The sequence below is a fragment of the Streptomyces sp. Root1310 genome (assembly GCF_001426425.1).
Taxonomy (GTDB): Bacteria; Actinomycetota; Actinomycetes; order Streptomycetales; family Streptomycetaceae; genus Streptomyces.
The window spans coordinates 142,449-168,472 of the sequence record NZ_LMEQ01000007.1 but is presented as its reverse complement, the minus strand read 5'-3'; the positions used below and the strand labels follow the sequence as shown (position 1 = coordinate 168,472).

Sequence of the window (26,024 nt, the reverse complement as noted above, 5' to 3'; positions counted from 1 at the left end):
TCCAAGTTGTCTGAGTCACAGCGGAAATGTCCATTTGGCGTCCATGCTCGATGGCGACAGCGACTCCCGGACGGGAGCCCGCCGGCATGGGCGCGAGGTTCCAAAGTGGCCCATGGCGCAGCCTTCGTGACGTTCCTCCTCGTTTCCTCGGAAAGGTGCCCATCATGGCCGCATACCTCTGTCCCCCTGCCGTGATACACGGCGAGCACGCCGTGGAGACCAGCCAGATCGTGGCGGAGGTGCGCGACCGGCATCCGCACGCGGCGTGGGCACCGCGGATCGACGGCATCGCGGCCAGTACGGGCATCGAGACCCGCGGGTGGATGCTGCCGCTGGAGACCGCCGTCGCGCCCGGGAAGGGCAGCGGCCTGCGTGATGTCGGCAACGGACCCGCTCAAGAGGCGCTGGCGCGCGAAGGGTTCAGCGGACAGGACGTGGGCCGCGTGATCGCCGCCCTCGAAGCGATACCCGCGCCGCAGACCGTCCAGGAGCGCACCGCGCCGGCCTGGGAGGCCGTGCAGTCCTACGGGGAGCGTGCGGCGCGCGGTGCCCTGCAGATCGCCGGGCTGGACGCCTCGGACGTCGACTGCCTGATCACCAGTCACTCCACCACCCCGGCGCTGCCGGGTCTGGACATCGCCCTGGCCGACAAGCTCGCGCTCCGCGACGACGTGATGTTGCTGCCGGCCACGCAGTGGGCCTGTATCGCGGGGACCCGCTCCCTGGCCCTGGCGGCCGATCTCGTGGCCGCGGACCCCGACCGGGTGGTCCTGGTCGTGATCGCGGAGGCGCTGAGCACGACCTACCAGCCCGCCGACGACACCATCGAGTCGCTCATCGTCCGGTTGCTGTTCGCGGACACCGCCGTCGCCGCGGTGGTCACGGGCCGCCCGAGGAGCGAGTCGGTGCTGCGGCTGGACGCCTCCTGGAACCACACCCTGCCCGGCACCCAGGACCTGCACCGTCTGGAGACGCGGGCGGACGGCACCCACTTCGTGATGGACCGGCGCGGGCCGCGCGCCGTCCAGGAGACGGTCACCGCGATGTGGGAGTGGCTGCGCCTGCGTTACCAGGACGACCCCGACGCCTGGCACCCCGATGTGCTGCTGGCGCACCCCGGCGGGACCCGGGTGCTGGAGTACATGGAGCAGACGATGCCCGACGCGTGGCCGTCGGGGCTGCTGGACTACAGCCGGGACAGCTACACCAGCGGCAACCGCGGCGGCGCCGCCGTGTTCGACATCCTGAGGCGGGCGCACGACGCCGGGCAGAAGCCGGGCAGCCGCGCCGTCCTGTACGCGGCGGCACCGGGCCTCACCGCCACCGCCCTGGAGGGGGAATGGCTGTAGCGCGAGGTCGCGCCGCGCTCGCGCGAGCGCATCCGGGCCGCGCCCATCCGCGGCTGCGTCATCCGGCGACCTCCGCCCACACCACCTTGCCGGTGTCCGTCCACCGCACACCCCACCGGGTGGTGAGCCTGTGCACGATGTGCAGCCCGCGCCCGGCGTCGTCGAGGAGGTCGCCCCGGCCCAGCCGCGGTCTGCCGTTGCCGGTGTCGCCCACCTCGCACAGCAGGACGTGACCCGCCCTGATCAGCCGTACCGTGACGGGGCCGGCGGCGAAGCGCACCGCGTTCGTGACCAGTTCGCTGACCAGCAGCGTCACGTCGTCCCGGGTGTCGCTCCTGCTGTCCCACCGCCGCAGCAGCGCGGAGACGTGCGCGCGGGCACGGGCGGGCGCGTCCGCACGGGCGGGCAGCCGCCAGGTCGCGGTGTCCTCCTTGCGGTAGCCGATCATGCGCGCGAGCAGCAGGGTCACGTCGTCGCGCTGACGCACCGGCGCCAGCGTGGACACCACATGCCGGGCGGCCTGCTGGAGGGTGTCCCAGGGATGCACCGTGGCCACGGTGTCCGCCAGCCTGGCGATGCCCTCGTCGATCGACAGGGCCGGGTCCTCCACCAGGCCGTCGGTGTAGAGGGCGAGCAGGGAACCCGGAGGCGCGTCGAACGTGTGCACGTCGAACGGCTCCCGCAGCGCGAACTCGACGCCCAGGCCGGGATGGGGGCGGACCGCGAGCGGGGCCGCGCGACCGTCGGGAAGGACGAGGACCGGCGGGAGGTGACCGGCGCTGGCGAGCGTCACATGGTGGCCGACCGGGTCGTAGAGGGCGATGCAGCAGGTGGAGCCGAGGGCGCTGTAGCCGGCCGTCAGCCCGGACTCCGCGTCGTCCAGCAGCGTCACGGTATCGTCCAGATGTTCGAGCACCTCGTCCGGTGCCAGCCCCGCGGACAGCAGCGCGCGGGCCTCCATGCTCAGCTGGCCCATGGTCGCCGCGGCTCCCAGGCCGTGCCCGACGACGTCGCCGACCACCAGCGCGGTACGGCCGTCCGGCAGGGGAAAACTGTTCACCCAGTCGCCGCCGACGCCCGCGCTGTCGGGGGTGGCGGGCTGGTAGATGCTGGCGATCTCCAGGGTGTGGCCGCCCGTGCGGGGCAGCAGCCGGCGCTGCAACGCCAGCACCTGCGTGTGCTCGCGCTGGTGCTGACGGGCCAGGTCGACGTGATGGGCGGTCCTGGCCACCAGTTCCTGGAGGTCGAACAGCTCGCCGTCGCGGAAGGGGCGGTCCGCCCGTCGCCAGACCTCCGCGACACCCAGTACGACGGGTGGCACGCTGTCCAGGACCAGTGGCATGCACGCCACACCCGCCGACCGGTCACCGGGTACCAGCGCGCGGATCACGCGCGGACTGCCGAGCAGCCGCTCGACCGCCTTGCGGTCGGGTATGACGATGGCCTGCGGGGCGTCGTCCCGCAGTACCGCCTGTGCCAGCAGGCGACTGGCGTCACTCGGAAGATCGCCGCCCGGGGTCACGTAACCCTCGGGCCACGCCCGGTCCGGTACCAGGGCTGCCCGCCGCAGCCGGATGCGGCCCTGCGCCTGATCGGTGACACCCTCGCCCGTCCACACGGCGAAGTCGAGGTCGACGGCGGCCACGTCTCCCCAGGCCAGCAGCGACTCCGCCAGTGACTGGGCGGTCTCGCCGATGTCCAGTGAGGTGCCGATCGCGGTCTCGGCGGCGTACAGGTGCAGCCTCCTGGCCATGGCGATCAGGGAGACGGTCAGACCCTCCTGAGGCGCAGCGGCGGGCAGGATGCTCAGCGAGACCACCAGCTCCGACCCGTCGGAGCGCCGCAGGCGCTGGATCCGGGCGACGTGCGCCTCACCGATCTCCAGGACCTGCCGCAATCGCCGTGTGACCGTCGGTACGTCCCCGGGGGGCAGGAGATCGGCGAAGAGGCTCCCGGGCGCGGCGTCCAGACCCGCGAACACGGCGGCGTCCAGGTTGCAGCGGGTGATCCTCAGATCCCGGTCCAGGTTCACCACGCCGAGAATCTGGTCGTGCCGGTCGGCCGCCGGGCTGTCGGCTGCGCGTCGGCCGGTGGTGTGCTCGCCCGCCGCGTTGTCAGGACCGGCGGCCGCTGCCGCTCCGCCGCGCGAACCGTAGCGCCCCAGGGCACTGCTGACCAGGTCGAACGGCGATGAGGACGAGGGCGACGGCGTGGAGTCCATGCGGCTCTCTCGGCAATCCCCGGCACAGCGCCGGGGCTGTACTCGGACCCGTGCGACCGGGCCCCGAGATCCCTGACCGCACACCTCATTGAATAACACCGGAGGTCGCTTCGCCCACCAGCGGATCGCACGGTCACCGCCGGCCGTGAGCCATGCCGCGACGGGCGGGGCCGTGCTCATGACGCCGAGAGGGGAGCGGGCGCCGCCCGCCGGTACTCGTCGACCACCGTTGTGTGGTGCCCCGTGGTTCATGCGGGCGGGAAGTCGGGGCGGGCGAAGACGGGTCCCGTCCAGCCCAGCTGCTCGGGCTACGGATCGCTGGTAGGTGAGTGCGCTCCGACGCTCGGTCACTGCCGGTGTGTGACGGTCGGCGGCTTGTCACCTTCGCGTAACCGCTGCGGCTTGCCGTCGCCGGATTACGGACCCCCGGACACCTGAGTGTCGCGGCGTTCCGTCGCACGGCCCGCGGCCCCCAACGCGCTGTGGTCGGGCGGGCAGGGGCGCGGGCATGCCCGACGGTCGTCACGACCGGAGTGCCAACCGACCGTCCACGTACGGAAGGACCTTGGCGCGCGGCAGGTGCACGAGAACCTCCTCGCCGACCGGAACTCCCTCCTCCCGCGGCGTCTTGGCCCTGACGAGTTGCCCGGCGACCTCCACCTCGAGCACGCGCTGTGCGCCGTGGTCGCTGACCCCCCGCAGTCGGCCGGGGAAGGTGTTGAGGCCGGGGGTCGTGACGACCCTGACGTATTCGGGCCGGACGCCGACCTGGACGTCGGTCGTGCTGTGGGGGATGTCCCAGGCGACGGACAGCGTCCGGCCGCCCAGCTCGAAGGGCCCGTCGTTACGGTCGAGGGCAAGGAAGTTCATCGCCGGTGAGCCGATGAAGTAGCCGACGTAGGTGGAGGAGGGCGCCTCGAAGAGCTGCTCCGGGGTGCCCTGCTGCACGGCGCGGCCATCCTTCATGACCAGCAATTCCTGCGCGAAGCTCATCGCCTCGTACTGGTCGTGGGTCACGTAGATCACCGTGGGCTGGAACTGTTCGGTGATCTCACGGATCTTGCGCCGCAGCGAGTGCTTCAGCTGCGGGTCGATGACGGTCAGCGGCTCGTCCATCAGGACGGCCGCCACGTCGTCACGGACCAGGCCGCGGCCGAGCGAGATCAGCTGCTTGTCGTCGGCGGTGAGGCCGCGGGCGGGTTGGCGCAGCCGATCGTGCAGGTCCAGGGCCTCGGCGACCTGCTGCACCTTGGCGGCGATCCTCGCCTTGTCCCAACGCCGGCACTGCAGCGGGAAGGCGAGGTTCTCGTAGACCGTCATCGACTTGTAGATGACGGGGAACTGGAAGACCTGGGCGATGTTGCGCGCCTTGGTGGGCAGGGCGGTGACGTCGAGGCCGTCGAACAGCACCTGTCCCCGGGATGGTCTGACCAGGCCGGACAGGATGTTCAGCAGCGTCGTCTTGCCGCAGCCCGAGGGTCCGACCAGCGCATAGGTCTTGCCGGACTCGAAGGTCAGTTTCAGCGGCTTGAGAGCCCACTGCTCCTCCTCGGCACCCGGCGTGTACGCGTGCCCGACGTCGACGATGTCCAACTGCGCCATATCAGCGCCCTTCCACTGAAGCGAGATCGTACGAAGGTGTTCGCACGAGCGTCCCCTGCTCGTCGAAGGCGAACAGCCGGTCGGGACGGAGTCGAAGTCTGACCAGGTCACCGAGGGCGACGTCGTGGATGCCCTCGATCCGTACGACGAAGGGGGTCTCGCCGACGACCACATGGACGAAGGTCTCGGAGCCGGAGATCTCGACGAAGGTGACCTCGGCCTCGACCCCACCGGAAGCCAGGCTGACGTCGGTGGCGCGCAGGCCGAACTGGTAGGCACCGTCGGGCAGGTCGGCCAGGTGCGCGGAGACGTGCGTGGCCTGGAAGCCGGTCACCATGACCTGGCCTCCCTCGGTCCGGCCCGCGAAGATGTTCATGGGCGGATCGTTGATGATGGACGCCACCGCGGTGGTCGCCGGATGTTCGAAGACCTCCTGCGGTGTGCCGGTCTGGAGGATCCGCCCCTCGTGCATGACCAGGACCACGTCCCCGAGCATCATGGCCTCGGCGGGTTCGGTGGTCGTGTAGATGACGATCGTGTCGCCCTGGTCCGAGAAGAGGGCCTTGAACTCGTCGCGCAGCTGTTCGCGCAACTTGTAGTCCAGGTTCGCCAACGGTTCGTCGAGCAGGAGGATGCCGGTACCGCGGGCCAGGGCGCGAGCCATCGCGACGCGCTGCTGCTGCCCGCCCGAGAGTTGGGAGGGTTTGCGCTTCTCGAAGTCCGCAAGCCCCACGCTCGCCAGGCTCTGCCGGACCCGTCGCTGGACCTCGTTCCGTGACAGCCCGGCCCGCTTCAACGGGAAGGCCACGTTGTCGAACACGTTGAGATGCGGGTAGTTGATGAACTGCTGGTAGACCATGGCGGTGTCGCGCCGCCACACCGGCGTCCTCAGGAAGTCGGCTCCCGCCCGGGTCAGCGAGCCGGAGTCCACCTTCTGCAGGCCGGCCAGGGCCCGCAGAAGCGTCGTCTTCCCGGCCATCGTCCGGCCGATGACGGTGTGGAGCCGTCCCGGCTGGAAGGTGGCGGTCACGTTCTTGAGGTGGTCGACGCCGTCGACGGTCAGACACAGATCAGTGGCGCTGAAATTCATCGGACCGCTCCCGACAGGTTCCCCTTGGACAGTAGGCGCTCCACCCAGAGGGCGAGCAGGATCAGCGGTGCCACGCCGAAGAGCGCGGCGGCGGACAGCGTCCACCACGGTGGAATGGAGGAGTTGAGGGCGACGACCGCCTGGGGCAGGGTCTGGACCTCGGTGAAGGTCAGCCGGAAGGCGAAGAAGAAGTCGTTCCAGCCGAACACGGCGCAGAACATCGCCGCCACGGTCAGCCCGGGCAGGGAGTTCGGCAGGATCGCCCGTACGAAGGTCTGGAACGGGGGACAGCCGTCCAGCATCGCCATCTCGTCGATCTCCCGGGGGATGCCGTTGAAGAAGTCCACCATCACCCAGACCGCGATCGGCAGCAGCAGTGCGACCGTCACGATGACCAGGCCCGGGATGCTGTCCAGGAGGCCACCCCACTGCAGGAGGTAGAAGAAGGGGATCACCAGGACGACGGGCGGCATGATCCGTTGGGAGACGAAGAAGAAGACGATGTCGCTGTTCTTGATGAAGCCCAGCCTGAACCGGTACCGGGAAAGCGCGTAGGCGGCCAGGGATCCCAGGGCCAGGCTGATGGCGGACGCGGCGACGGTGATGATCGCGCTGTTGATGAAGGGATCGATCACATCGATGCCGCCGGCTCCGCCGAAGATGTTGCGCCAGCCGGTGAGAGTGGGCTTGTACTGCACCCAGGGAAGGTAGGTGGGACCGCCCTGGACGGCGTTGGCGTTCTTGAAGCTGGTCGTCATCGCCCAGAAGAACGGTCCCGCGACGAAGCAGGCCCACAAGGCGATCACGGTGTACTTGAAAACGGGGTAGAGGCGTGACCTCATGAGTCCCCCTTCAGCTTGAAGGCCCTGGTGAGCAGGGCGGCGACGACCGTGAGCGTGACGATCATCAGGACGAGGTAGGTCAGGGACATCGCCCCGCCGTAGCCGGTCTGCTGATCGCGCAGCCCCTGGATGTAGAGGTAGTAACCCGGGGTCTCCGTGGAGGACCCCGGCCCGCCGGACGTCAGCACGTAGACGCTGTCGGACAGCTTGGACGCCTCGACCAGCCGGATGATGACCGCCGCGACCGAGACGGGCGCCATCAGCGGGAAGGTCACCTTCCAGAAGGTGCGCCAGGTGCCGGCGCCGTCGATCGCGGCGGCCATGAACGGTTCCTTGGGAAGGCTGAGCAGGCCGGCCAGGAGCAACAGGAACATGAAGGGGGTCCACTGCCAGACCTCGACGGTCATCAGCGCGACCAGCGCCGGACCGGACTCGGTGAGCCAGGGGATTCTCGGCAGGTTCAGCATCCCCAGCAGGTCGTTCGCCGGTCCCAGTGACTCATGGAAGATCGTCTGCCAGATGGCGGCCATGACCACGGGCGTGGTCATCATGGGGACGAGAAAGAGCACCCGCCAGAATCTGCGGCCGCGTGCCTCGCGCCAGACCAGCAGTGCCATACCGAAACCGATGACGTACTGGATCAGGACCGTGCCGCCCGCCAGCAGGATCAGCCGGTTGACGGAGGCCCAGAAGCGGCTGTCGTGCAGCATCGCCGTGTAGTTGGCGCCTCCGATGAAGTCCATCGCAGGATTGCTGACGTTCCAGCCGGAGAAGCTGACGCGGATGGTGAACAGAAGCGGGAAAATGATGATCAGAAAGAGCGTGAGCAGTCCCGGCAGCAGGAACATGCTCTTGTGCCGGCGCAGGCCGTCCATGGTTCTCCTTGCGGAAGGGGGCGGGCGCCCCCGGGTGACCGGCCGGTCCGGTCCGGCCACCCGGGGCGTCCTGCGGTCGGATCAGGAGTAGTCCTCGAGCGCGACCACGTTGCGATAGGCGCTTTGGACCTTGTCCTTGCCGATCTGATCGGTGATCTTCGACCATTCCTCGGCCACGTCGTCCAGTGCCTGCTGCGGGGAGCTCTGTCCCGCCAGAGCCGCGGCGACACCGTTGGCCAGCGCGGACATGTACTGGTTGACACCGGGAACGCGCAGGTCGAAGACGCGGTTGGTGCTCTTCTCCATGCCGGCGAGCGTGCGCACGTACGACTCGGCGACGTCCTTGTCCCAGCCCTGCTTCTCCCAGAACTCCGCGTCGAAGTGGGCATAGCGGTAGGGGTTGACACCGAATCGGCCGATGGTCAGGTCGAGGGCGGTGTTGGCCTCGTTGCTGAAGAAGCAGAGGTAGTCGAAGGCCATCTGCTGGTGGCGCGAGGCCTCGGCCACCGCTGAGGTCCATCCCCAGGTGAAGTACGGAGCCTGGTTCGTCTTCTTGTCCCACGACTTCGTCGTGCGGTTGTAGACCTCCGTGGAGCCCGGCAGCGGCGCCGCCTGGACCTTGTTGCGGATCCTGCTGTCCGACTGCTGGGCCTGGATGAAGGCGTCGTCCCATGAGTAGGACATCAGCGTCTGGCCGCCTCCGAAGGAGAAGATCTCGTCTCCCAGGCCGAAGTTGGCGCCGCCGGGCGCCCAGGTCGACCTGGCGCTCACCATGTCGTCCAGCGCGCGGACGAAGCCCGGCGTGTTGATCAGCGGCTTCATGGTCTTGAGGTCGAAGAAGACGCCGCCCTTGACGTCAGGGTTCTTCACGTACGGTGCCGCACGGCTGATGAACGCGGAGAAGGTCAGGTCGTCGCGCTTGGTCACCTCGGCACTGCCGTAGTTGGCCTTGTCGTCGCCGTCGAGGTCCTTGCCGCTGAAGAACTCGGCGATCTCCTGGTACTCGGCCCACGTCCTCGGGACCTGCAGTTCCTTACCCGTGGCCTTCTTGTACTCCGCCTGCCGCTCGGGGTCCTTCAGTACATCGGTGCGGACCTTGAGGTAGTGGCGGTCACCGTCCACCGGGTACTGCACGACCTTGCCGTTCCAGGTCGCCACGTCCATGTAGGCCGTGGTGACGTCCTTCATGCCGGGGCTGTCCAGGTACGTCTTCGGTACCGGGGCCAGATACGGGGCCATGTCGCCGATCCACAGGGACGGGTAGAACATGACGTCGTACGCCGGCTGGCCCGCCTGGAGGGGTGTGAGGATCTTCTGATGGAGCTCGCCGAAGGGGACGTTGACCACCTGGACCTTCCCGCCGGTGATGTCCTCGAACTGCTTCGCGTGCAGCTGGGTCGGCTCGCCGATGACGGGAACGGCGTGGCTGATGATCTTCAGTGTCTGTCCGGAGTAGTCCTTGCGGCTGATCGAGTCGTAGCTGCAGGGTCCGGGGACGTCCCTGACCTTCGTATCGGGGTAGTCCTTGCCGTACTTCTGGTAGCTGATCTCCGAACCGGGCTTGAAGAGCCCGGTCTTCTCCTTGGGCTTTTGCTGTGCCTCGTCCTGGGCGGTGCACGCGGTGGCGGTCAGGGCCGCGACGGCGGCGACGGCGACCAGGGCCTTGTACGGTCTGCTGCGCATGGGGCTTCTCCTGCGGTGTCAGGGGATCAAGATCGCTCGGCCGCGTACGGCCCCGGTGTCCAGGTCGTCGAGGGCCTGCCGGAAGGAGGCGAGGGGGTATCGCTGGGTGTGCAGGGTGACCTTGTCCCGGGCCGCCAGGACCATCAGCTCGGAGAGGTCGTTGTAGGACCCCACGAGGTTGCCGATGAAGTTGATCTCCGTGGAGATGACGTCGATCGTCGGCACGTGGAGGTGGCCGCCGTAGCCGATGACGTAGTAGTTGCCGTTGCGGCGTAGGCAGGCCACGCCCGTCTCGACAGCGCCCCCCTCGCCGACGAAGTCCAGGACGGCCTCCGCCCCGTGACCGCCGGTGAGGTCCCGTACGCGGTCGGTTTCGCTTCCGTCCGCGACGAGGGTGTGGTCTGCACCCAGTACCTCGGCCAGGGCCAGGGCCTCCGGGCTGCGATCGATGACGATCATCTCCACCGGCGACAGGGCCCGCAGCACCTGAATGCCGATATGTCCGAGTCCGCCGGCGCCGATGACCACGGCCTTGTCCCCGGGCCGCAGCACCCGGGCCGCCTTGGCGACGGCGTGGTACGCCGTGAGCCCGGCGTCGGCCAGGGCCGCCACCGAAGCCGGCTCCAGGGACGGGGCGAGGGGCACGACAGAGCGGGCGCTGGTCTTGAGGTACTCGGCGTAGCCTCCGTCGGCGTCGATGCCGGGGAAGGCCGAGTTCATGCAGTGCACATCGTCGCCGTCCCGGCAGGCGCGGCACAGACCGCAGGTCACCAGCGGGTGCAGGATGACCGGGTCACCGACCTTGACATTGGTGACAGCCTGCCCGACCTCAGCGACCCAGCCGGCGTTCTCGTGACCGATCGTGTAGGGAAGGGCGACCCCGCTCTTCTCCTTCCACTGGCCTTCGAGGATGTGCAGATCGGTCCGGCAGACTCCGGCGCCCCCGATCTTCACGATCACATCCAGCGGACCGGTGATCTGCGGGTCCGGCACGTCCACGAGCACGGGCGGCTCGTCGTACTCGATGACCTGCACGGCTTTCATGGCGGCTCCCTGCGAGTCGGCGGGTGGGTGGTGCGCCGATTACACAGGCCGCCGCTCGCAGGTCGATGTCTCAGAATCCGTCCGCGAATGTCTCAATGTGATACACGCCGTAGGTGTCACACCGTCGAACTGGTCCAATCACTGCACCGAGGGATTGTGACGCGCGCAGTACGGGAGTGTTAATGCCCCGCCAACAACCCGGACGCTCACTGAGAGCAGCCAAAGAGCTCTACCTGGAAGTCACCAAGGATCCAAGCGCCCGGCCGCTCGTGGTGGCCTCATGGCATCGCTCGATGGAATACGAGGTGATGCCGGGCAGCCTCGACGCTCCGTACCTGGACAACCCCAATCTGGACAGCCACCTCGCCAGGGCGGCGCTGCCGATCCTGGACAGGCTGCACGAGCAACTCGCCGACGACCCCGTCTCCACGATGGTCACAGACCGCAACGGCGTGGTCCTCTCCCGAAAGGTCTCCCACGAGGGGCTGACGACGAACCTCAACCGCGTACACCTGGCACCGGGCCATGTGTTCGCCGAGCGTTACGTGGGCACCAACGGCATCGGGACCGCGCTGGCCAGCGGCCGCCCGGTCATGATCGCCGGAACGGAGCACTACGTCGAGGCGCTGCGGGACTTCCGCTGTGCGGCCGTACCGATCCTGCATCCCACCCGGCGCACCCTGCTGGGAGCCTTCAACCTCACCACCATCCGTCAGGGCTCCGACGGCATGCTGATGGCCTTCGCACGCTCGGTCGCGGCTCAGATCGAGGCCGAAATCGCGGCGATCACCTCGCGGCGCGAGCGGGCTCTTTTCCACGACTACATGGAGGCGTGCTCCTCGGCGCGACCGGGACCCGTGCTGGCCCTCAACCGTGATGTCGTCATGATGAACGAGCAGCTCAGTGCCGCCGTGGCCGGGCCGGATCACCATGCGCTGCTCGACCACGCCCGTGAGATCGCCGACCATCCCCGGCTGGAGGGGACCCGTAGCATCGCCCTGCCGTCGGGACGGGTCGCCGAACTCAGGGTCAGTCGCTGCCGGCGCGAAGACCGTGACGCGGGCGCCGTCTTGCGAGTCCGGCTGATCGGACGGTCCCAGCCCACACATGCGGTTTCCGCCGCGCCCGCCCGCCCCGACCTGGGACTGGTGGGCTCGTCCCCGCAATGGCTGCGGGCGGTCGCCGACAGCGAAACAGCGTTCGTCGCCGGGACATGGCTCAATCTCCTGGGCGAAGCCGGCGTCGGCAAGAGGACGCTGGTCGAGGCCCTGCACCGGGCCCACGGCGCCGGACGTCGGCTGGAGCTGACGCAAGCGCCGCTGTCGGATGCACCGGCCGTCACCGAGCGCTGGCTGCACGACATCGGAGAGCTGCTTGGCGTGCCGTCCAACGTGCTCGTCCTGAGCGACGTCCACCTGCTCGGCGACCGGCTGCGGCAGCGGCTGGCGAACCTGCTGGTGCGGCTGGACGGCAGCGCGCCCGGGCAACTGGTCGTGACCGGCCAGCCGTCGCTGGTCGGCGCCGACGACCAGCTCGATCAGCGCTGTGGCGCCTCGGTGGAGGTGCCTCCCCTGCGTCATCGCTATGGGGACACCGAGCACCTGGCGCGGTTCTTCCTGCGCAAATACCGGCCGAGCGGCGAGAGCAGACTCTCCCCGGATGCGCTGACCGTGCTGCAGCGATGCCCCTGGCCGGAGAACGTCCGGCAGCTGGAGTCGGTGATCCGGGGCCTGGCGCGGCGGCCTTCGGGCCGGATGATCCATGTGGAGGACTTGCCGCCGGAATGCCGGGTGTCGTCGAACAAGGTCCTCACCACCATCGAGGCGCTGGAACGTGATGCCATCATGCGTGGGTTGGTGAACCGCGACTCCAACGTCCAGCGCACCGCGCAGGACCTCGGGATCTCCCGCGCCACGATGTACCGCAAGATGCGTCGCTACGGGATCGTCCCGTCGAGCCTGACGTGACGGGCCGCTCCGGCACGCAGCCCGTGGCGTGCGGCGCCTGCTCGGCTTCGCAGCCGGGTGGCGGGATCCCGGGGCCCCTACCTTCCGCCGCCGGCTATTTGGTCCGCAGCATGAGGGCGAAACGCGTGTTGTCGCCGTAGACCCCGCTCTCATCGCCGCGGATCCCGTACTGCTCCTGAAACAGAGTCACCGCCGCTCGGAGCCTCGTGTCGTAGCGGCCGTCGATCGGGCCCCCGCTATAGATGTCCGGTATCTGCAGGAGACGAACCTGCAACTCATAGACCCCATGGCCGCTGTCGCCCTGGCGTAGGACGCCCGTGCCCGGAATTTCGGGGAGCCGCGGGTCCGGTGTGCCGGGCTGCGAGGGGTCCGGCCGCCCTGGAGCCCGGGGCGAGGGGTCCTCCGGCGCGGGAGTCAGCGGCAGTGGGGTTTCCATGTGCCCGGGAGACGAAGCGGAGCGCGAAGTCTCGGCGTTGTGGTCGATCAGCAGCAAAGAGGCGAGGAGCAATCCGCTGGCCGCGCCCAGCCCGTAGATTCCGATGACGCGCAGGTTCCTGGAGCTGGTGGCTCGCCGCCGTCTGCCACTGGTCGTGCGTCCGCGCGGGCCGACAGATGGCGGATATCCCCCGGAGGGTGGGGTGGCGAGCGGGACAGCCGGATGGTCGGGGACGTCCGACCAATCGGTGCCCGAACGGGGGCTTCTGCTCCGCCCGCTCTCCTGCCAGGGAGCCGGAGTGGGAAAAGCCAAGGGCGGTGCGACAACCTGCGGGCCCGGTCCACTGGCCGAGGGCGGCCTCCCCACCGGCGGCGGAGGGACGGCCTCCAGCCCTCTGGGCAACCCCGGTGTCTCCGCCACGACAGGGTGGGGGGTGCCGGCCTGGCGCGGGCCGGCGGCCGACGGCCGTTCGGCGGCAGTCGGCCGGTGGGGCCCGGGACGCTCAGGCCGCGCGCCTGACGGCACACGTCTGACCGGCAGTGCCCGGCGGGACGCGGAGGAAGCCGGGGTCGAGGACGAGGGCGACGTCGGAGCCGGCTGGGGCGAGCGGGCATCCCCGGTCGGCGGACGCGGCCGGCTCTGGGGTCGAGACGCGCCCTCGGCGCGTTCCTGCTGCTGTTCGCGCAGGAGGTCGGCGCGTGCGGCGTCCAAAGCGTCCAGCACGGCTCGGAAGGAGTCCCTGAGCTCATGCGCGATGTCAGGGTCTGAGGCGGGAGTCCGCTCAGGACTGGCGTCGTTGCGATCCACGTGTCCTCCTCAGCTTCTCTTGTTCTGACGGGCCGTTTCTTTCGTCAGCGGCGGTCAGGGACCAGGCGCCGGGTACTGATCACTGCGAGGGCCTCTGCGCAGGGCGCCACGCCGGCGGTTCCCCCGCTTCTTCTCCGGGAGGCAATACGTAGGCCGCGCGGCTTTGTCTTCATCTCGCGGCCGGTATGTAACCCACGCCTCATGCGAAGCCCGGGCGGCCCGCGTAGCGGAACAAGTCCCAAGTGCCGCCCAGCGCGCCAGGCGTCTCCAGAAGCCGGTACGGCCCGTTGACCCCGCCGCCCGGTCTCCTGTGCGGTGGCCGGGCGGAACGCGCTTCCTCCAGATCGCGAAGCACTTGGGCCTCGTGGGCGAGCATGCGCTCTTCGGCCGCGGGTGATTCGCGCCAGTCGATGTCGTGCGAGCGTTCGCGCTGATCCTGGTTGGTGCGCGGGGTGGTGGCCGGAGCGTCCGGGGCGCGGGGGCGAGACAGCCGTCAGGGTGCGACGCGGCCGGGGTAGGTGTGAGCGGTCCACCAGGCCACCGCGCCTCCCCAGCCATGGCCGACCAGGCCGAACGTGGCCAAGCCCCGTTCTTCGGTGACCGCGACCGCGTCGTCGACGAGAAGGCTGATGCGATAGTCCTCGGGCCGCTGGGGGCGGGCGCCGGGGGAGTGGTCACGCTGGTCAGGCGCCACCACCGGTGGCCGTGCGCGGCCATGGCGGCGACCTGGCGTTGCCGCACCAGCCCCGTCTGCGGGAAGCCGTGCAGCAGCACCGGGCGGTCTTGGGGCGGACCCGCCGTGACCGCGTCGCACACGCCCACCCGTGGAGAGGCTCAGCTGGGTCACGCTCCCCCCTTCATACCGACGGGTCGGTACCCTTCAGGTGGTAGTTCGACTGTCAAGGCCTGCCCGCGGTTGAACATGACGCCGAATTCAACTATAACGATCGGAAGGTCGACTCCCTGTCACCGCTGCGGACGCACGTCATCGCTCGATCGAGGAGGCGGTCACGAGCCCTCTCCACGCCACAGTTGGCGTTCGGCGCCCGCTGTCGGCCATCGAGCCCGGCTCGCGGCGCTCGGAATCCCGGCCCCGAGACTCCCGGACCAACCGGGTCAACAGGAAACAGTGAGGCGACATGAGGGAAGCAGTCATCGTTTCGACGGCGCGGACGCCGATCGGCAAGGCTTACCGCGGCGCGTTCAACGACACCCAGGCGCAGGAGCTTGCCGCCCACGCCCTGTCGCACGCGGTGCAGCGCGCCGGGCTCGAGGGAGGCGAGGTCGAGGACGTGGTCTTCGGCTGTGCCGTGCAGCAGGGGTCCTCGGGTTTCAACGTCGCGCGTCAGGCCGCTCTGCGTGCCGGGCTGCCGGACCTCGTGTCGGGGATGACGATCGACCGGCAGTGCTCGTCGGGCCTGATGGCCATCGCGACGGCCGCGAAGCAGATCGTCACGGACGGCATGCAGGTCGCTGTCGGCGGCGGTGTCGAGTCGATCTCCCTGGTGCAGAACGACCACATGAACACCCATCGCATGGCGGATCCCTGGCTGGTCGAGCACCAGCCGGGCATCTACATGCCGATGTTGCAGACGGCAGAGATCGTCGCCGAACGCTACGGCGTGAGCCGGGAACGGCAGGACGAGTTCGCGCTGGTGTCACAGCAGCGCACCGCGGCGGCGCAGGAGGCCGGCCGGTTCGACCGGGAGATCGTCGCGCTCACCAGCACCAAGAAGGTTCTCGACAAGGAGTCCGGGGAGTTGCGGGACGAGGAGGTCACCCTGGCCCGGGACGAGGGCAACCGTGCGTCGACGACTCTCGACGGCCTGGCCGGGCTGGCGCCGGTGCTGCCCGACGGTCAGGTGAGCGCGCGTTCCAGCGTGACGGCGGGCAACTCCTCGCAGTTGTCGGACGGGGCTTCGGCGTCGGTGCTGATGGAGGCGAGGGAGGCCGAGCGCCGCGGACTGGAACCGCTGGGTGTCTACCGGGGTATGGCCGTTGCCGGATGCGGGCCGGACGAGATGGGCATCGGTCCGGTGTTCGCCATTCCGAAACTGCTGAAGCAGCACGACCTCACCATCGACGATATCGGCCTGTGGGAGCTCAACGAGGCCTTCGCCTCCCAGGCGTTGTACTGCCGGGACGAACTGCACATCGATCCGGAGCGGTTCAACGTCGACGGCGGGGCCATCTCGGTCGGACATCCGTACGGAATGACCGGCGCCCGGCTGGTGGGACATGCCCTCGTCGAGGGGAAGCGCCGAGGCGTCCGCTACGTGGTGATCTCGATGTGCGTCGGCGGCGGCATGGGTGCGGCCGGACTGTTCGAGGTCGTCTGAGGTCCCGCTCCCTGCTGGACAACGTGGCTGCCGTCGCATCGCGCGGCAGCGGGCCGACCGTGAGAGAGGCGTGGATATCGTGTCGAGGGAAGTGGACAGGGCCCGAACCGCGGTCCTGGTGGACTTCGGAGGGGTCATCACCTCCAGTGTGCTGCAGGCTTTCACTGACTTCGGCGCCTCGCTCGGCGGCGACCCGCGTCTGCCGCTGGACCTCCTCGGCCGGGACCAGCCATCACGCGCCCTTCTGGCCGACCACGAGTGCGGCCGTATCGGCGCCGAGGACTTCGAGCGAGGATTCGCCGAACGGCTCCGCGTCCACGGCGCGGACGTACAGGCCGAGGGGCTCACGGCCCGGATGCAGGCGGGCATGTCGATCGATCAGGACATGCTCGCCCTGCTCGGTGATCTTCGAGCCGCCGGCCGACCCGTTGCGCTGGTGTCCAATGCGTTCGGCACCGGAACCTACGACGGCGTCGACCTCGCCGCCGTCGCCGATGCGGTCGTCATCTCCGCCGAGGTAGGGATCCGCAAGCCCTCCCGGCGGATCTACGCGATCGCATGTGAACGCCTGGGCGTCGATCCCGGGGAGGCGGTCATGATCGACGATCTGCAGCAGAACCTCGACGGGGCGGCACGGATCGGAATCGGGGGCGTACTGCACACCAGCGCCGCCGACACCCGCCGCCGACTCGCCGAACGTTTCGGGATCACCGCCTGACCGCCCGCCTCCCCGGAAGGCGTCGCCCACCGCCTCGCAGGTTGTGACTGTGGCGTCGGATTCAAGTAGGGTCTCGCGGATGGACAGCAGAGCGGCCGGGGAGATCGACGGCGAGAAGGTGCCTCCCATGGCGCCCCTCGCCCCCCTTCGCGAGCCGCCCGCGACGAAGCGCGGAGCGCGGACGCGGGCCGCCCTGGTGACGGCCGCGCGGAAGGTGTTCGAGCGGGACGGCTACCTCGACACTCGCCTGACGGACATCACCAAAGAAGCGCGATGCGCGGCGGGATCCTTCTACACCTACTTCGCCAACAAGGAGGAGGTGCTCGCCGCCGTCCTCCTGGAGGCGCAGGAGGACATGCTGCACCCCGGCATGGGCCGGGTGCAGGATACCGATGATCCCTTCGCGGTCCTCGAGGCGAGCAACCGCGCGTACCTCGAGGCGTACAAGCGGAACGCGAAGCTGATGGCCCTGCTTGAGCAGGTAGCGCAAGTGGAGCCGGAATTCCGTGAGTTCCGCAGCCGGCGCGGTGACGCGTTCATCCGCCGCAACGCCCGCGGGATCGCCGACCTGCAGGCGCGGGGCGTCGCCGACCAGGAGGTCGATCCGATGATGGCCTCCCGCGCCCTGTCGGGCATGGTCAGCGTCATGGCCTACAACGCCTTCGTGCTGGGCGAACGGCAAGAAGAAGGCGCCCCGGTGGACTTCGAGGAGCTCGTGTCCACGGTCACCCGGCTCTGGGCGAACGCCCTGAGGTTCCCCGGCCACTGCTGACCCGGCAGCCCGGACCGCCTGCCTCATCACACCCGGCACCGTCGGGTGTTTCTTTTTTCTCGTCTCCTCCTGGGCCGTCGCCTCCGCGTGGGGGCCGCGCTGCGTTCCTCGTGCGGTGCCGTGTGGCTCACTCTTGAACCTGACGCCAGATTCAATTATACAGTTCGGCGAGGGCACGGTCTGAAGCAGAGTCCACGCCGACCGTCCGGGAAGCGCCGTCGGCGCAACGTTCCCTTCCTAACCGTCAGGAGTTCGGATGTCCCTGTTCGAGATGCGGGATCGCGCCAAGAAGTACCAGGCGGACCTGCTCGAATTCATGGATGCACATGTCTACCCCGCAGAGGCCGTGTACCACGAGCAGATGCGCGCGTCGGGCGACCCGCACTTCCACCCGCCGATCATCGAGGAACTCAAGGCGGAAGCGCGCAAGCGCGGACTGTGGAACCTGTTTCACCCCCACCCGGAGTGGGGCCCCGGGCTGACGAACCTCGAGTACGCGCCGCTGGCGGAGATCATGGGGCGCAGTCACATCGCCCCCGAAGCGTGTAACTGCAACGCTCCCGACACCGGCAACATGGAGGTGCTCACGCTGTTCGGCAGTGACGAGCACAAGGAGAAGTACCTCAAGCCCCTGCTCGACGGGACGATGGCCTCGGCCTTCGCGATGACCGAGCCGCGTGTCGCCAGCTCCGACGCCACCAACATCGAGTTGCGGATGGAGCGCGACGGCGACGCGTACGTGCTCAACGGCCGCAAGTGGTTCGCCTCCAACGCCCTGCACCGCAACTGCAAGGTGCTCATCGTCATGGGGAAGACGGACCCCAGCGCTGCTCCGCATCGGCAGCAGTCGATGATGGTCGTCCCCATCGACGCCCCTGGGATCACGGTGATGCGCGGCCTGCCGGTGTTCGGCTACCAGGACCGTGAGGGGCACGCCGAAATCGACTTCACCGACGTACGGGTGCCGGCCAAGGACGTCCTCAAGGGCGAGGGCGAGGGGTTCGCGATCAGCCAGGCCCGGCTCGGGCCCGGTCGCATCCACCACTGCATGCGGGCCATCGGCGCGGCCGAGCGGGCGCTGGAGCTGATGTGCCGGCGTGCGCAGTCACGGCTGACCTTCGGCAGCCCGGTTGCCGAACGGTCCAACATCCAGGACTGGATCGCGGAAGCGCGCATCGACATCGAGATGATCCGGCTGCTCACCCTCAAGGCCGCGTATCTGATGGACACGGTCGGGAACAAGGAAGCGCGCACCGAGATCGCGGCCATCAAGGTGGCCGCCCCGAACATCGCGCTGAAGATCATCGACCGTGCGATCCAGGTGCATGGAGCGGCGGGAGTGACCGAGGACTTCCCGTTGGCGATGATGTACGCGCAGCTGCGGACGCTGCGGCTGGCGGACGGTCCCGACGAGGTACACAAGCGGGCCATCGCCAGGCACGAACTGCGCCGGTACCGCGACGGGGCCGCCACGGCGGCGAGCGGCACCAATGCCCCCGGCGGCCACGAGGCGGGGGTGAACTGACATGGCGGGGCTGGATCTCACCGGTCGCACCGCCGTCGTCACGGGCGCCTCCCGCGGCATCGGGTTGGCGATCGCCCAGGCCATCGCAGCCGCCGGCGCGAACGTCGTCCTCACCTCCCGGTCTCAGGAGGCGGCGGACGCCGCCGCGGCCCAGGTCGGCGGCACGGCGATCGGCGTCGGTGCGCATGCGGTCGACGAAGAAGCGGCCCGGCGCTGTGTCGATCTGACGCGCGAGCGCTTCGGTAGCCTCGACATCCTCGTCAACAACGCGGGGACCAACCCGGCCTTCGGGCCCGTCATCGACCAGGACCACGCCCGGTTCGCCAAGACCTTCGACGTGAACCTGTGGGCTCCCCTCCTGTGGACAGGGCTGGCCACCCGGGCCTGGATGGGCGAGCACGGCGGCGCCGTCGTGAACACCGCGTCGGTCGGCGGCATGACCTTCGAGGCGAACATCGGGTTGTACAACGCGTCGAAGGGCGCACTGATCCACCTCACGAAGCAACTGGCCCTGGAACTCTCGCCCAAGGTCCGCGTCAACGCGGTGGCGCCGGGCGTGGTACGCACGAAGCTGGCCGAGGCGCTGTGGAAGGACCATGAGGAGACCCTGTCCGCCGCGACGGCACTCGGGCGTATCGGGGAGCCGACCGACATCGCCTCGGCGGTCGCCTTTCTCGTCTCGGACGCCGCGAGTTGGATCACCGGCGAGACGATGGTGATCGACGGCGGCCAGCTCCTCGGGGACCCGCTGCCGTTCCGGCAGGAAGCCGGCGCCGGTGCGTAGAGGGGATTACGCCGCAATCGATGCCGAGGTGTACACCAGGTGGGCGCTGTCGCCCTGAGGCAGCAGGCGGAGCGGGGTCTCCGGGGAGCGAGGCGTCGTCGGGCTGTGGCCGATCATGTCGTCCCAGCCCGACGCCGGGCGTGTCAGCCGGGCGCCGCGACAGCGGGGCGCCCCCGACAGCCGGGGCTGACAACCGGGCGGGGCCGACCGGATGCATGCCGGGACCAGAGGGGTGCCGGGCGTGTCAGCCCGGCGCCGCCGACAGATGGATCAGGATGCCGCACACCTCGTCCACGATCTCCCGGGCTTCCGTCTCGTCCCCGCAGTCGCCCAGCTCGCGCGCCGCCCCTCCGATGACGGTGGTCAGCACGCTCACCCGGACCCGGCCGGCGCGTCGCCGCTCGTCGATCTCCAGGAGCCGGGCATTGCGCCGCACCCACGCGCGGTCCCACTGACGCCGCAGCGCGTCGAAACCCGCGGGGCCATCGTCTTCCACGAGGAGTCTGCCGAGCCTCCGGTGGTCCCAGGCACCCTCCAGGTAGGCCCTGGCTCCCGCCACGAAGAGGGCGACGGGGTCGTCCACACCACGGTTGCGCTCGGCGGTCAGCGTGGTCGCGGTCCGACGCTCCTGCTCCTCCCGGAACTCCTCCCACAGGGCGAGGTACAGCCCTCGCTTTCCGCCGTAGTGCTGAAAGAGGCTGCCCACCGGGATGCCGCAGCGCGTGGCGATCTCGGTGAGACCGGCGTCGGCGTAACCGCGCTCGGTGAACACCCCCAGCGCGGCGTCAAGCAGAGTGCGCCGCAGGTTTCCGTCCTGCCCGGCCTGTTCCTCAGGCAGGCCCACGCTCCCCTGCCCGCCCGGCCTCTGACGTGTTGCCCCGGCCCCGGCAGACTCCACCATGCCGCTCACTCGCATTCCCCGCCTTCATCGGCCCCGTCGCGGATGGCGAGGGCGACCAGTAGTTCCAGGAGGTCGGCGATCCGGCGTGGATTGCGGCCGGTGCGTTCCTCGATCCGGCGCAACCGGTAGTGCGCCGTGTTGTGGTGCACTTGCAAGCGGTCGGCTGCCAGCCGCAGGTTGAGGTCCGCCTCCGCGAAGGCCCGTATGGTGGCGGCCAGCGTGTCGCCACGTCTGCGGTCCTCCTCCAGCATCGACCGCACCCGGGGATCGACCAGCTGGCGCGCGAGGTCGTCGGCGCGCAGCGCCAGGTAGTCGAACGGGGACAGCCGGGGCAGTGCTGCCACCCCGCCCCCGCTCGGCACCAGGTCGAGGGCGGCCCGCGCCTCCTGGTAGGCACGCGGAAGTTCACCTGCGCCCCGGGCGACCGTGCTGATCCCCATGGAGAGCATGGTCCCGGCCCGCGCGAGCCGCCGCTGCACGGTCTCGAAGTGGGCGCAGATGTCCTCTGCGTCCATGCCGGCCCGGACCACGGGAACGGCCACCACCTCGCCGTGGCGCACGACGACCAGCGTTCTGCCGGCCCAGGGCCCGGCGACGCTGATCGACGCGCTGGCGGCATACCCGTTCTCGGCCGAGGTCGGGTCGCCGGTGCGGGTGTCGCCGACGCACACCGCCACGACCGCCATCATCGGCGAGCGCGGTCCGACGCCGTACGCCTGAGCCGCGGCCATCAGCGGACCGCGCGTGGGTGCCACCCCGGCCAGAAGCTGGTCCAGGAGATCCCGCCGCTCCCGGTCCGCGTCCGCCACCACGTGCTGCTGGTACTCGACGTAGGCCTGCGCGGCATGGGTGCTGGCGTAGTCGACGTACCGCATCAGCGGGGTGACGAGGGACAGCGCGGCCTGCTGGGCCTCGGCGGACGTGCCCGCGCAGTCCAGCAGCGCGTCCCACAGCACCTGCCGGCCGACCCGGAAGGCACTGATCCAGTCCTCCAGGGCGAACCCCGCGCGTGCTCGGCGCATCGCTGCCGCGCGGCTGAAGACCAGGTCCTCGGGGGCCATGTCGCGATCGCCGGCCAGCGCCGCGAGCTGCATCCGGTAGTGCTCGAGCACCTGGTCCCGTACGTCGCCGAAGAACCGTTCGTCCTGCAGTGCGTACGACGGGATCTCCGTACGCATCACCTCGACGGCGGTCTCCGCGACCTCCTCGACCCGGTCGTGGACGGCGTGCAGGATCCGCCGCCGCTCGCGGTGGAGCGGTTCGGAGAGTCGGGGATCGCCCAGTGCGGGACCGCGCGGCATGGGGCCGATCGTCGCCGCCCTCCTCGTGCTTCGTCAACAGGTTCCACGTGAGACATCTCCCGGCACCTGTGCGCGGCGCACAGTTCGGCCACCGAGAAGTTGGGTGCTCACACCCAATGTGCGCCCGCGACGCCCCCACCTACTGTGACGCTCGCCCACCCCCCAGCACGTCGGAAAGGGCGTCACTCATGCTCGCGGTCGAAGACATCACCGTGCGCTTCGGCGGGATCACGGCATTGGACGGTGTCGCTTTCACCGTCGAGCCGGGCACCGCCGTAGGGCTCATCGGGCCGAACGGAGCCGGCAAGACCACCTTGTTCAACTGCCTCACCAGGCGCTGTGCTCCCGACGGAGGAGACGTGCGGTTCGAGGACGAGGACCTGCTCGCCCTCCCCCCGCACGCCGTGGCCGGGCGCGGCATCGCCCGCACCTTCCAGAACCTGGGCCTGTTCCCGCAGCTCACGGTCCGGGAGAACGTCATGGTCGGCGCCCACAGCCGGGGGCGCACCGGACACCTCGCCGCGGCGCTCCGGCTGCCCCGCGTCCGGCGGGAGGAGAGGGCACTGCGTGACCAGGCGGACGACTTGCTACGGCGGCTCGGCCTGGCGGACGTCGCCGACCATCCCGCCTCCGGACTGCCGTTCGGCACGCTCAAACGCGTCGAACTCGCCCGGGCGCTCGCGGTACGGCCCCGGCTGCTGTTGCTCGACGAACCCGTCAACGGGCTCAGCCACGGCGAGGTGGACCAATTCGCGGATCTGGTCCGCTCGGTGCGCCAGGAGTTCGACCTCACGCTCGTGGTGGTCGAACACCACATGGCCTTCGTGATGGGCCTGTGCGACAAGATGGTCTGCCTCGACTTCGGCCGCAAGATCGCCGAGGGCACGCCGGAGGAGATCCAGCGCGACCCGGCGGTCGTCGAGGCCTACCTGGGGGTGGCCGCATGAGCGAGCCCACCACCGACAGCACCGAGGCCGCGGCGGGTGCGGAGCGGAACTTCCTGGAGGTTGCCGACCTGCACGCCGGATACGGCCAGGCCCGCGTGCTCCAGGGCCTCGACTTCTCCGTCGCGCGCGGCGAGGTGTGCGCGATCCTCGGACCCAACGGCGCGGGTAAGACCACGACGCTGCGGGCGCTGTGCGGCATGGTCCGCGGCCGAGGCTCGGTCACCTTGGACGGCACCGAACTGCTGGGCCGCTCGCCCGAGCAGGCCGCCAGGCTCGGCGTGGCGCATGTACCCGAGGGCCGGGGCACCTTCAACGACCTGACCGTCGAGGAGAACCTGCGCATCGGCGCCCATCTGCGCACCGGCCCCCGGCGGCGGGGCCGCGCCGAGCGTGCGGCCGTGGCGGCCGACCTGGAACGGATCCACGACTACTTCCCCAAACTGCGCCAGCGGTCGAGTCAGGCCGCCGGCAGCCTCAGCGGTGGGGAGCAGCAGATGCTCGCGATCGGCAGGGCGCTGATGCTGCGGCCCTCTCTGCTGCTTTTGGACGAGCCGTCCCTGGGGCTCGCACCGCTGGTCACCCGCGAGCTGTTCGAGATCGTCCGTGCCGTCAACGAGGAGGAACGCACCACCGTGGTCGTCGTCGAGCAGAACGCCCAGCTCGCGCTGGACATCGCGCACCGGGCTCACGTACTGGAGGCCGGCCGCCTGGTGCTGTCCGGGCCGGCCGCGCAGATCCGCGAGGACGGGCAGGTCGCCGAGGTGTACCTCGGTGTCTCCGTCCACTCCCGGAAGGCCGGGTGAGCGCCGTGACCGAGCTGCTCCAACAAGTGGTGGAGGGCCTGGGCTCCGGCGCTGTGTACGCCAGCCTGGCGCTGGCCCTGGTGCTGATCCACCGGTTCACCGGGATCGTCAACTTCGCACAGGGCGAGCTGGCCATGCTCTCGACGTACGTCGCCTGGCAGCTGGTGGCGTCCGGGATGCCGTACTGGCTGGCGCTGCCGGTCACTCTCGCGGTGTCCTTCGCCGGCGGCATGCTGCTCGAGCGGATGGTCATCCGCCCTGTTCAGGGCGCGCCCGAGCTGACGGTGGTCATCGTCACGGTCGGCCTGTTCATCTTCGTGAACGCGCTGGCCGGCCTGATCTGGTCGTTCACCGTGAAGGACTTCCCGCAGCCCTTCCCCGACGGAGGACTCGACCTGACCGGTGTGCGTATGGACTGGTCGACACTCGGGATCATCGGTGTGGTGGCCGTCGTGATGGGCCTGCTGTATCTGCTGTTCCAGCACACCTCCATCGGTCTGGTGATGCGGGCGGTCGCCTGCAATCCGGCCTCCGCCCGGCTGTCGGGCATCCGGGTGGGCCGGGTGCTGATGCTCGGCTGGGGCCTGGCCGCGACGGTCGGCGCGGTGTCGGGCGTCCTCGTCGCCCCGGTGCTGTTCCTGGAGCCCAACATGATGGGCGGGGTGCTGATCTACGCGTTCGCCGCAGCCACCCTCGGGGGCTTCGACAGCCCGGTCGGTGCGGTCGTCGGCGGCCTGTTCGTGGGCGTCGCCGAGACGCTGACCGGGGCGTACGTGGACGTGATCGGCGCCGATCTGAAGGTGGGCGTCCCCTTGGCGATCATTCTGGCGGTGCTGCTGGTGCGACCACAGGGCCTCTTCGGACGGGCGGCGGTGGAACGCGCATGAGCACCATCACAGCGTCACCCGGCACCGACCGGGTCCGGTGGCTGCGGCCCACGCTCACCGTCCTCGTCGCGGCGGCGGTCGCCCTCGGCGCACCCTTCTGCTTCGCCCCCTTCCAGGTCTTCCAGCTGACCATGGTGCTCGTGTACGCCGTGGCGCTGTCCGGCCTGAACCTGCTGACCGGCTTCGGCGGGCAGATCTCGCTCGGACACGGCGCGTTCTTCGCGGCGGGCGCCTACACGGCGGCGGTCATGCTCGACCGGTACGACACCGGCCACCTGGCCACGCTGCCGGCCGCGGCCGCCGGATGCTTCCTGCTGGGCCTCGGGTTCGGAGTGCCCGCGCTGCGACTGCGCGGGCTGTATCTGGCCCTGGTCACCCTCTCGTTCGCAGTGTTCCTGCCGCCCCTGCTCAAGCGGCTCGAGCCGGTGACTGGCGGCTCCATGGGCCTGACCGTGAACAAACTGCAGCCGCCCGCGTGGAGCGGGCTGGCCGAGGACCAGTGGATGTACTTCGTCGTCCTCGCCGTCACCGCGGTGGCGCTGCTGCTCGCCCGCAACCTGCTGCGGTCCCGGGTCGGCCGGGCGCTGCTGGCCGTGCGGGACAACGAGAGCGCCGCCGAGGTCATGGGCGTGCGGCTGGCGCTGCACAAGACCCTCGCCTTCGCGTGGAGCGCGATGTTCGCGGGTGTCGCCGGCTGTCTGTACACCTGGGTGATCGGCTTCGTCTCGCCCGACTCCTTCAGCTTCGTCCTGTCCATCACCCTGCTGGCCGGCCTGGTGGTCGGGGGTCTCGGCTCGCTGTACGGACCCCTGCTGGGTGCGGCGTTCGTGATGTACGTGCCGAGCGTGTCCTAGGACGTCAGCGAGGCGGCACCGGGCTTGGTGTTCGGCCTGCTGATCATCACGGTGATGTTCGTGGCCCCGACGGGACTGGCCGGTCTGCCCGGCCGTGTCCTCGGCGCAGTCGCCCGTCGCCTGCCCCGCACCACCGCTGCCCTCGACCGGACGTCACCGGCCCGATCCGTGCCCGATGCGGAGCCGAAATCCCAGGCCCTGTCCGGACCGTCCGCGCCCCACACCGCGACCCACACCCCTGCGGACCCCGCAGTTGCCGACGCCGAACCCGTGGGTG

22 protein-coding genes are annotated in these 26,024 nt (G+C 69.7%); 11 read left to right on the top strand and 11 right to left on the bottom strand.

The window, feature by feature from the left end; genetic code table 11:
• Positions 1-164: 164 nt before the first annotated feature.
• Positions 165-1,349, top strand: coding sequence for a polyketide synthase (locus ASD48_RS16055; protein WP_057602311.1), 1,185 nt, complete (start codon positions 165-167; stop codon positions 1,347-1,349).
• Positions 1,350-1,407: 58 nt separating this feature from the next.
• Here ASD48_RS16055 and ASD48_RS16050 read toward each other — a convergent pair whose 3' ends face one another.
• The 7 genes from ASD48_RS16050 to ASD48_RS16020 form a co-directional block, all read right to left on the bottom strand.
• Complete coding sequence (locus ASD48_RS16050; RefSeq protein ID WP_057602310.1) at positions 1,408-3,570, bottom strand: SpoIIE family protein phosphatase; 2,163 nt, start codon at positions 3,568-3,570, stop codon at positions 1,408-1,410.
• 522 nt (positions 3,571-4,092) lie between these two features.
• Positions 4,093-5,172 carry an ABC transporter ATP-binding protein gene (locus ASD48_RS16045; RefSeq protein WP_057602309.1) on the bottom strand — a complete coding sequence of 360 codons (1,080 nt, stop codon included), beginning with the start codon at positions 5,170-5,172 and terminating at the stop codon, positions 4,093-4,095.
• Between the two features lies 1 nt (position 5,173).
• The gene (locus tag ASD48_RS16040) at positions 5,174-6,262 is read right to left on the bottom strand and encodes an ABC transporter ATP-binding protein (protein ID WP_057602308.1); all 1,089 of its coding nucleotides are present in this window, start codon (positions 6,260-6,262) and stop codon (positions 5,174-5,176) included.
• Entirely contained in the window at positions 6,259-7,104 is an 846-nt protein-coding gene (locus ASD48_RS16035; RefSeq protein ID WP_057602307.1) for a carbohydrate ABC transporter permease, read from the bottom strand. The genes ASD48_RS16040 and ASD48_RS16035 overlap by 4 nt, the downstream gene beginning before the upstream one ends.
• Positions 7,101-7,979, bottom strand: a complete 879-nt coding sequence (locus tag ASD48_RS16030) for a sugar ABC transporter permease (protein WP_057602306.1) — start codon at positions 7,977-7,979, stop codon at positions 7,101-7,103. Before ASD48_RS16030 ends, ASD48_RS16035 begins: the two co-directional genes overlap by 4 nt.
• 81 nt (positions 7,980-8,060) lie before the next feature.
• A complete protein-coding gene (locus tag ASD48_RS16025) occupies positions 8,061-9,662 on the bottom strand; it encodes an extracellular solute-binding protein (RefSeq protein ID WP_057602305.1) in 1,602 nt (533 codons plus the stop codon).
• 18 nt (positions 9,663-9,680) lie between these two features.
• Positions 9,681-10,706 carry an NAD(P)-dependent alcohol dehydrogenase gene (locus ASD48_RS16020; protein WP_057602304.1) on the bottom strand — a complete coding sequence of 342 codons (1,026 nt, stop codon included), beginning with the start codon at positions 10,704-10,706 and terminating at the stop codon, positions 9,681-9,683.
• Between the two features lie 182 nt (positions 10,707-10,888).
• Between ASD48_RS16020 and ASD48_RS16015 the strand changes: the two genes are divergently transcribed.
• Complete coding sequence (locus tag ASD48_RS16015; RefSeq protein WP_057602303.1) at positions 10,889-12,673, top strand: GAF domain-containing protein; 1,785 nt, start codon at positions 10,889-10,891, stop codon at positions 12,671-12,673.
• A 94-nt stretch (positions 12,674-12,767) separates the two neighbouring features.
• On the opposite strand, the gene ASD48_RS16010 is transcribed toward ASD48_RS16015, so the two are convergent.
• A complete protein-coding gene (locus ASD48_RS16010; RefSeq protein ID WP_057602364.1) occupies positions 12,768-13,109 on the bottom strand; it encodes a peptidoglycan-binding domain-containing protein in 342 nt (113 codons plus the stop codon).
• A 1,300-nt stretch (positions 13,110-14,409) separates the two neighbouring features.
• Entirely contained in the window at positions 14,410-14,610 is a 201-nt protein-coding gene (locus ASD48_RS41295; RefSeq protein ID WP_157880627.1) for an alpha/beta fold hydrolase, read from the bottom strand.
• A 445-nt stretch (positions 14,611-15,055) separates the two neighbouring features.
• On the opposite strand from ASD48_RS41295, the gene ASD48_RS16000 reads away from it, so the two are divergent.
• From ASD48_RS16000 to ASD48_RS15980, 5 genes are all read left to right on the top strand, one after another.
• Entirely contained in the window at positions 15,056-16,255 is a 1,200-nt protein-coding gene (locus ASD48_RS16000; protein WP_057602302.1) for an acetyl-CoA C-acyltransferase, read from the top strand.
• Positions 16,256-16,346: 91 nt separating this feature from the next.
• Entirely contained in the window at positions 16,347-16,973 is a 627-nt protein-coding gene (locus tag ASD48_RS15995; RefSeq protein WP_057602301.1) for an HAD family phosphatase, read from the top strand.
• Positions 16,974-17,052: 79 nt separating this feature from the next.
• Entirely contained in the window at positions 17,053-17,745 is a 693-nt protein-coding gene (locus tag ASD48_RS15990) for a TetR/AcrR family transcriptional regulator (RefSeq protein ID WP_057602300.1), read from the top strand.
• 256 nt (positions 17,746-18,001) lie between these two features.
• Positions 18,002-19,270: an acyl-CoA dehydrogenase family protein gene (locus ASD48_RS15985; RefSeq protein ID WP_057602299.1), complete on the top strand. Its 1,269-nt coding sequence runs from the start codon at positions 18,002-18,004 to the stop codon at positions 19,268-19,270.
• A 1-nt stretch (position 19,271) separates the two neighbouring features.
• Positions 19,272-20,054, top strand: coding sequence for an SDR family oxidoreductase (locus ASD48_RS15980; protein ID WP_057602298.1), 783 nt, complete (start codon positions 19,272-19,274; stop codon positions 20,052-20,054).
• Positions 20,055-20,298: 244 nt separating this feature from the next.
• Here ASD48_RS15980 and ASD48_RS15975 read toward each other — a convergent pair whose 3' ends face one another.
• Together ASD48_RS15975 and ASD48_RS15970 are read right to left on the bottom strand one after the other, a co-directional pair.
• Positions 20,299-20,898 (bottom strand): TetR/AcrR family transcriptional regulator, encoded by a 600-nt coding sequence (locus ASD48_RS15975; RefSeq protein WP_057602297.1) that lies wholly within the window; start codon positions 20,896-20,898, stop codon positions 20,299-20,301.
• 62 nt (positions 20,899-20,960) lie between these two features.
• The gene (locus ASD48_RS15970) at positions 20,961-22,256 is read right to left on the bottom strand and encodes a helix-turn-helix domain-containing protein (RefSeq protein WP_057602296.1); all 1,296 of its coding nucleotides are present in this window, start codon (positions 22,254-22,256) and stop codon (positions 20,961-20,963) included.
• Between the two features lie 188 nt (positions 22,257-22,444).
• Here ASD48_RS15970 and ASD48_RS15965 point away from each other — a divergent pair, with 188 nt between their 5' ends.
• The 4 genes from ASD48_RS15965 to ASD48_RS15950 are packed head-to-tail and all read left to right on the top strand — an operon-like array spanning position 22,445 to position 25,747.
• Positions 22,445-23,203 (top strand): ABC transporter ATP-binding protein, encoded by a 759-nt coding sequence (locus tag ASD48_RS15965; protein WP_057602295.1) that lies wholly within the window; start codon positions 22,445-22,447, stop codon positions 23,201-23,203.
• The gene (locus tag ASD48_RS15960; protein ID WP_057602294.1) at positions 23,200-24,006 is read left to right on the top strand and encodes an ABC transporter ATP-binding protein; all 807 of its coding nucleotides are present in this window, start codon (positions 23,200-23,202) and stop codon (positions 24,004-24,006) included. The genes ASD48_RS15965 and ASD48_RS15960 overlap by 4 nt, the downstream gene beginning before the upstream one ends.
• Entirely contained in the window at positions 24,003-24,893 is an 891-nt protein-coding gene (locus tag ASD48_RS15955; RefSeq protein WP_242432597.1) for a branched-chain amino acid ABC transporter permease, read from the top strand. The genes ASD48_RS15960 and ASD48_RS15955 overlap by 4 nt, the downstream gene beginning before the upstream one ends.
• Positions 24,890-25,747 carry a branched-chain amino acid ABC transporter permease gene (locus tag ASD48_RS15950; protein ID WP_199875810.1) on the top strand — a complete coding sequence of 286 codons (858 nt, stop codon included), beginning with the start codon at positions 24,890-24,892 and terminating at the stop codon, positions 25,745-25,747. Before ASD48_RS15955 ends, ASD48_RS15950 begins: the two co-directional genes overlap by 4 nt.
• The last annotated feature ends 277 nt before the right edge of the window (positions 25,748-26,024 follow it).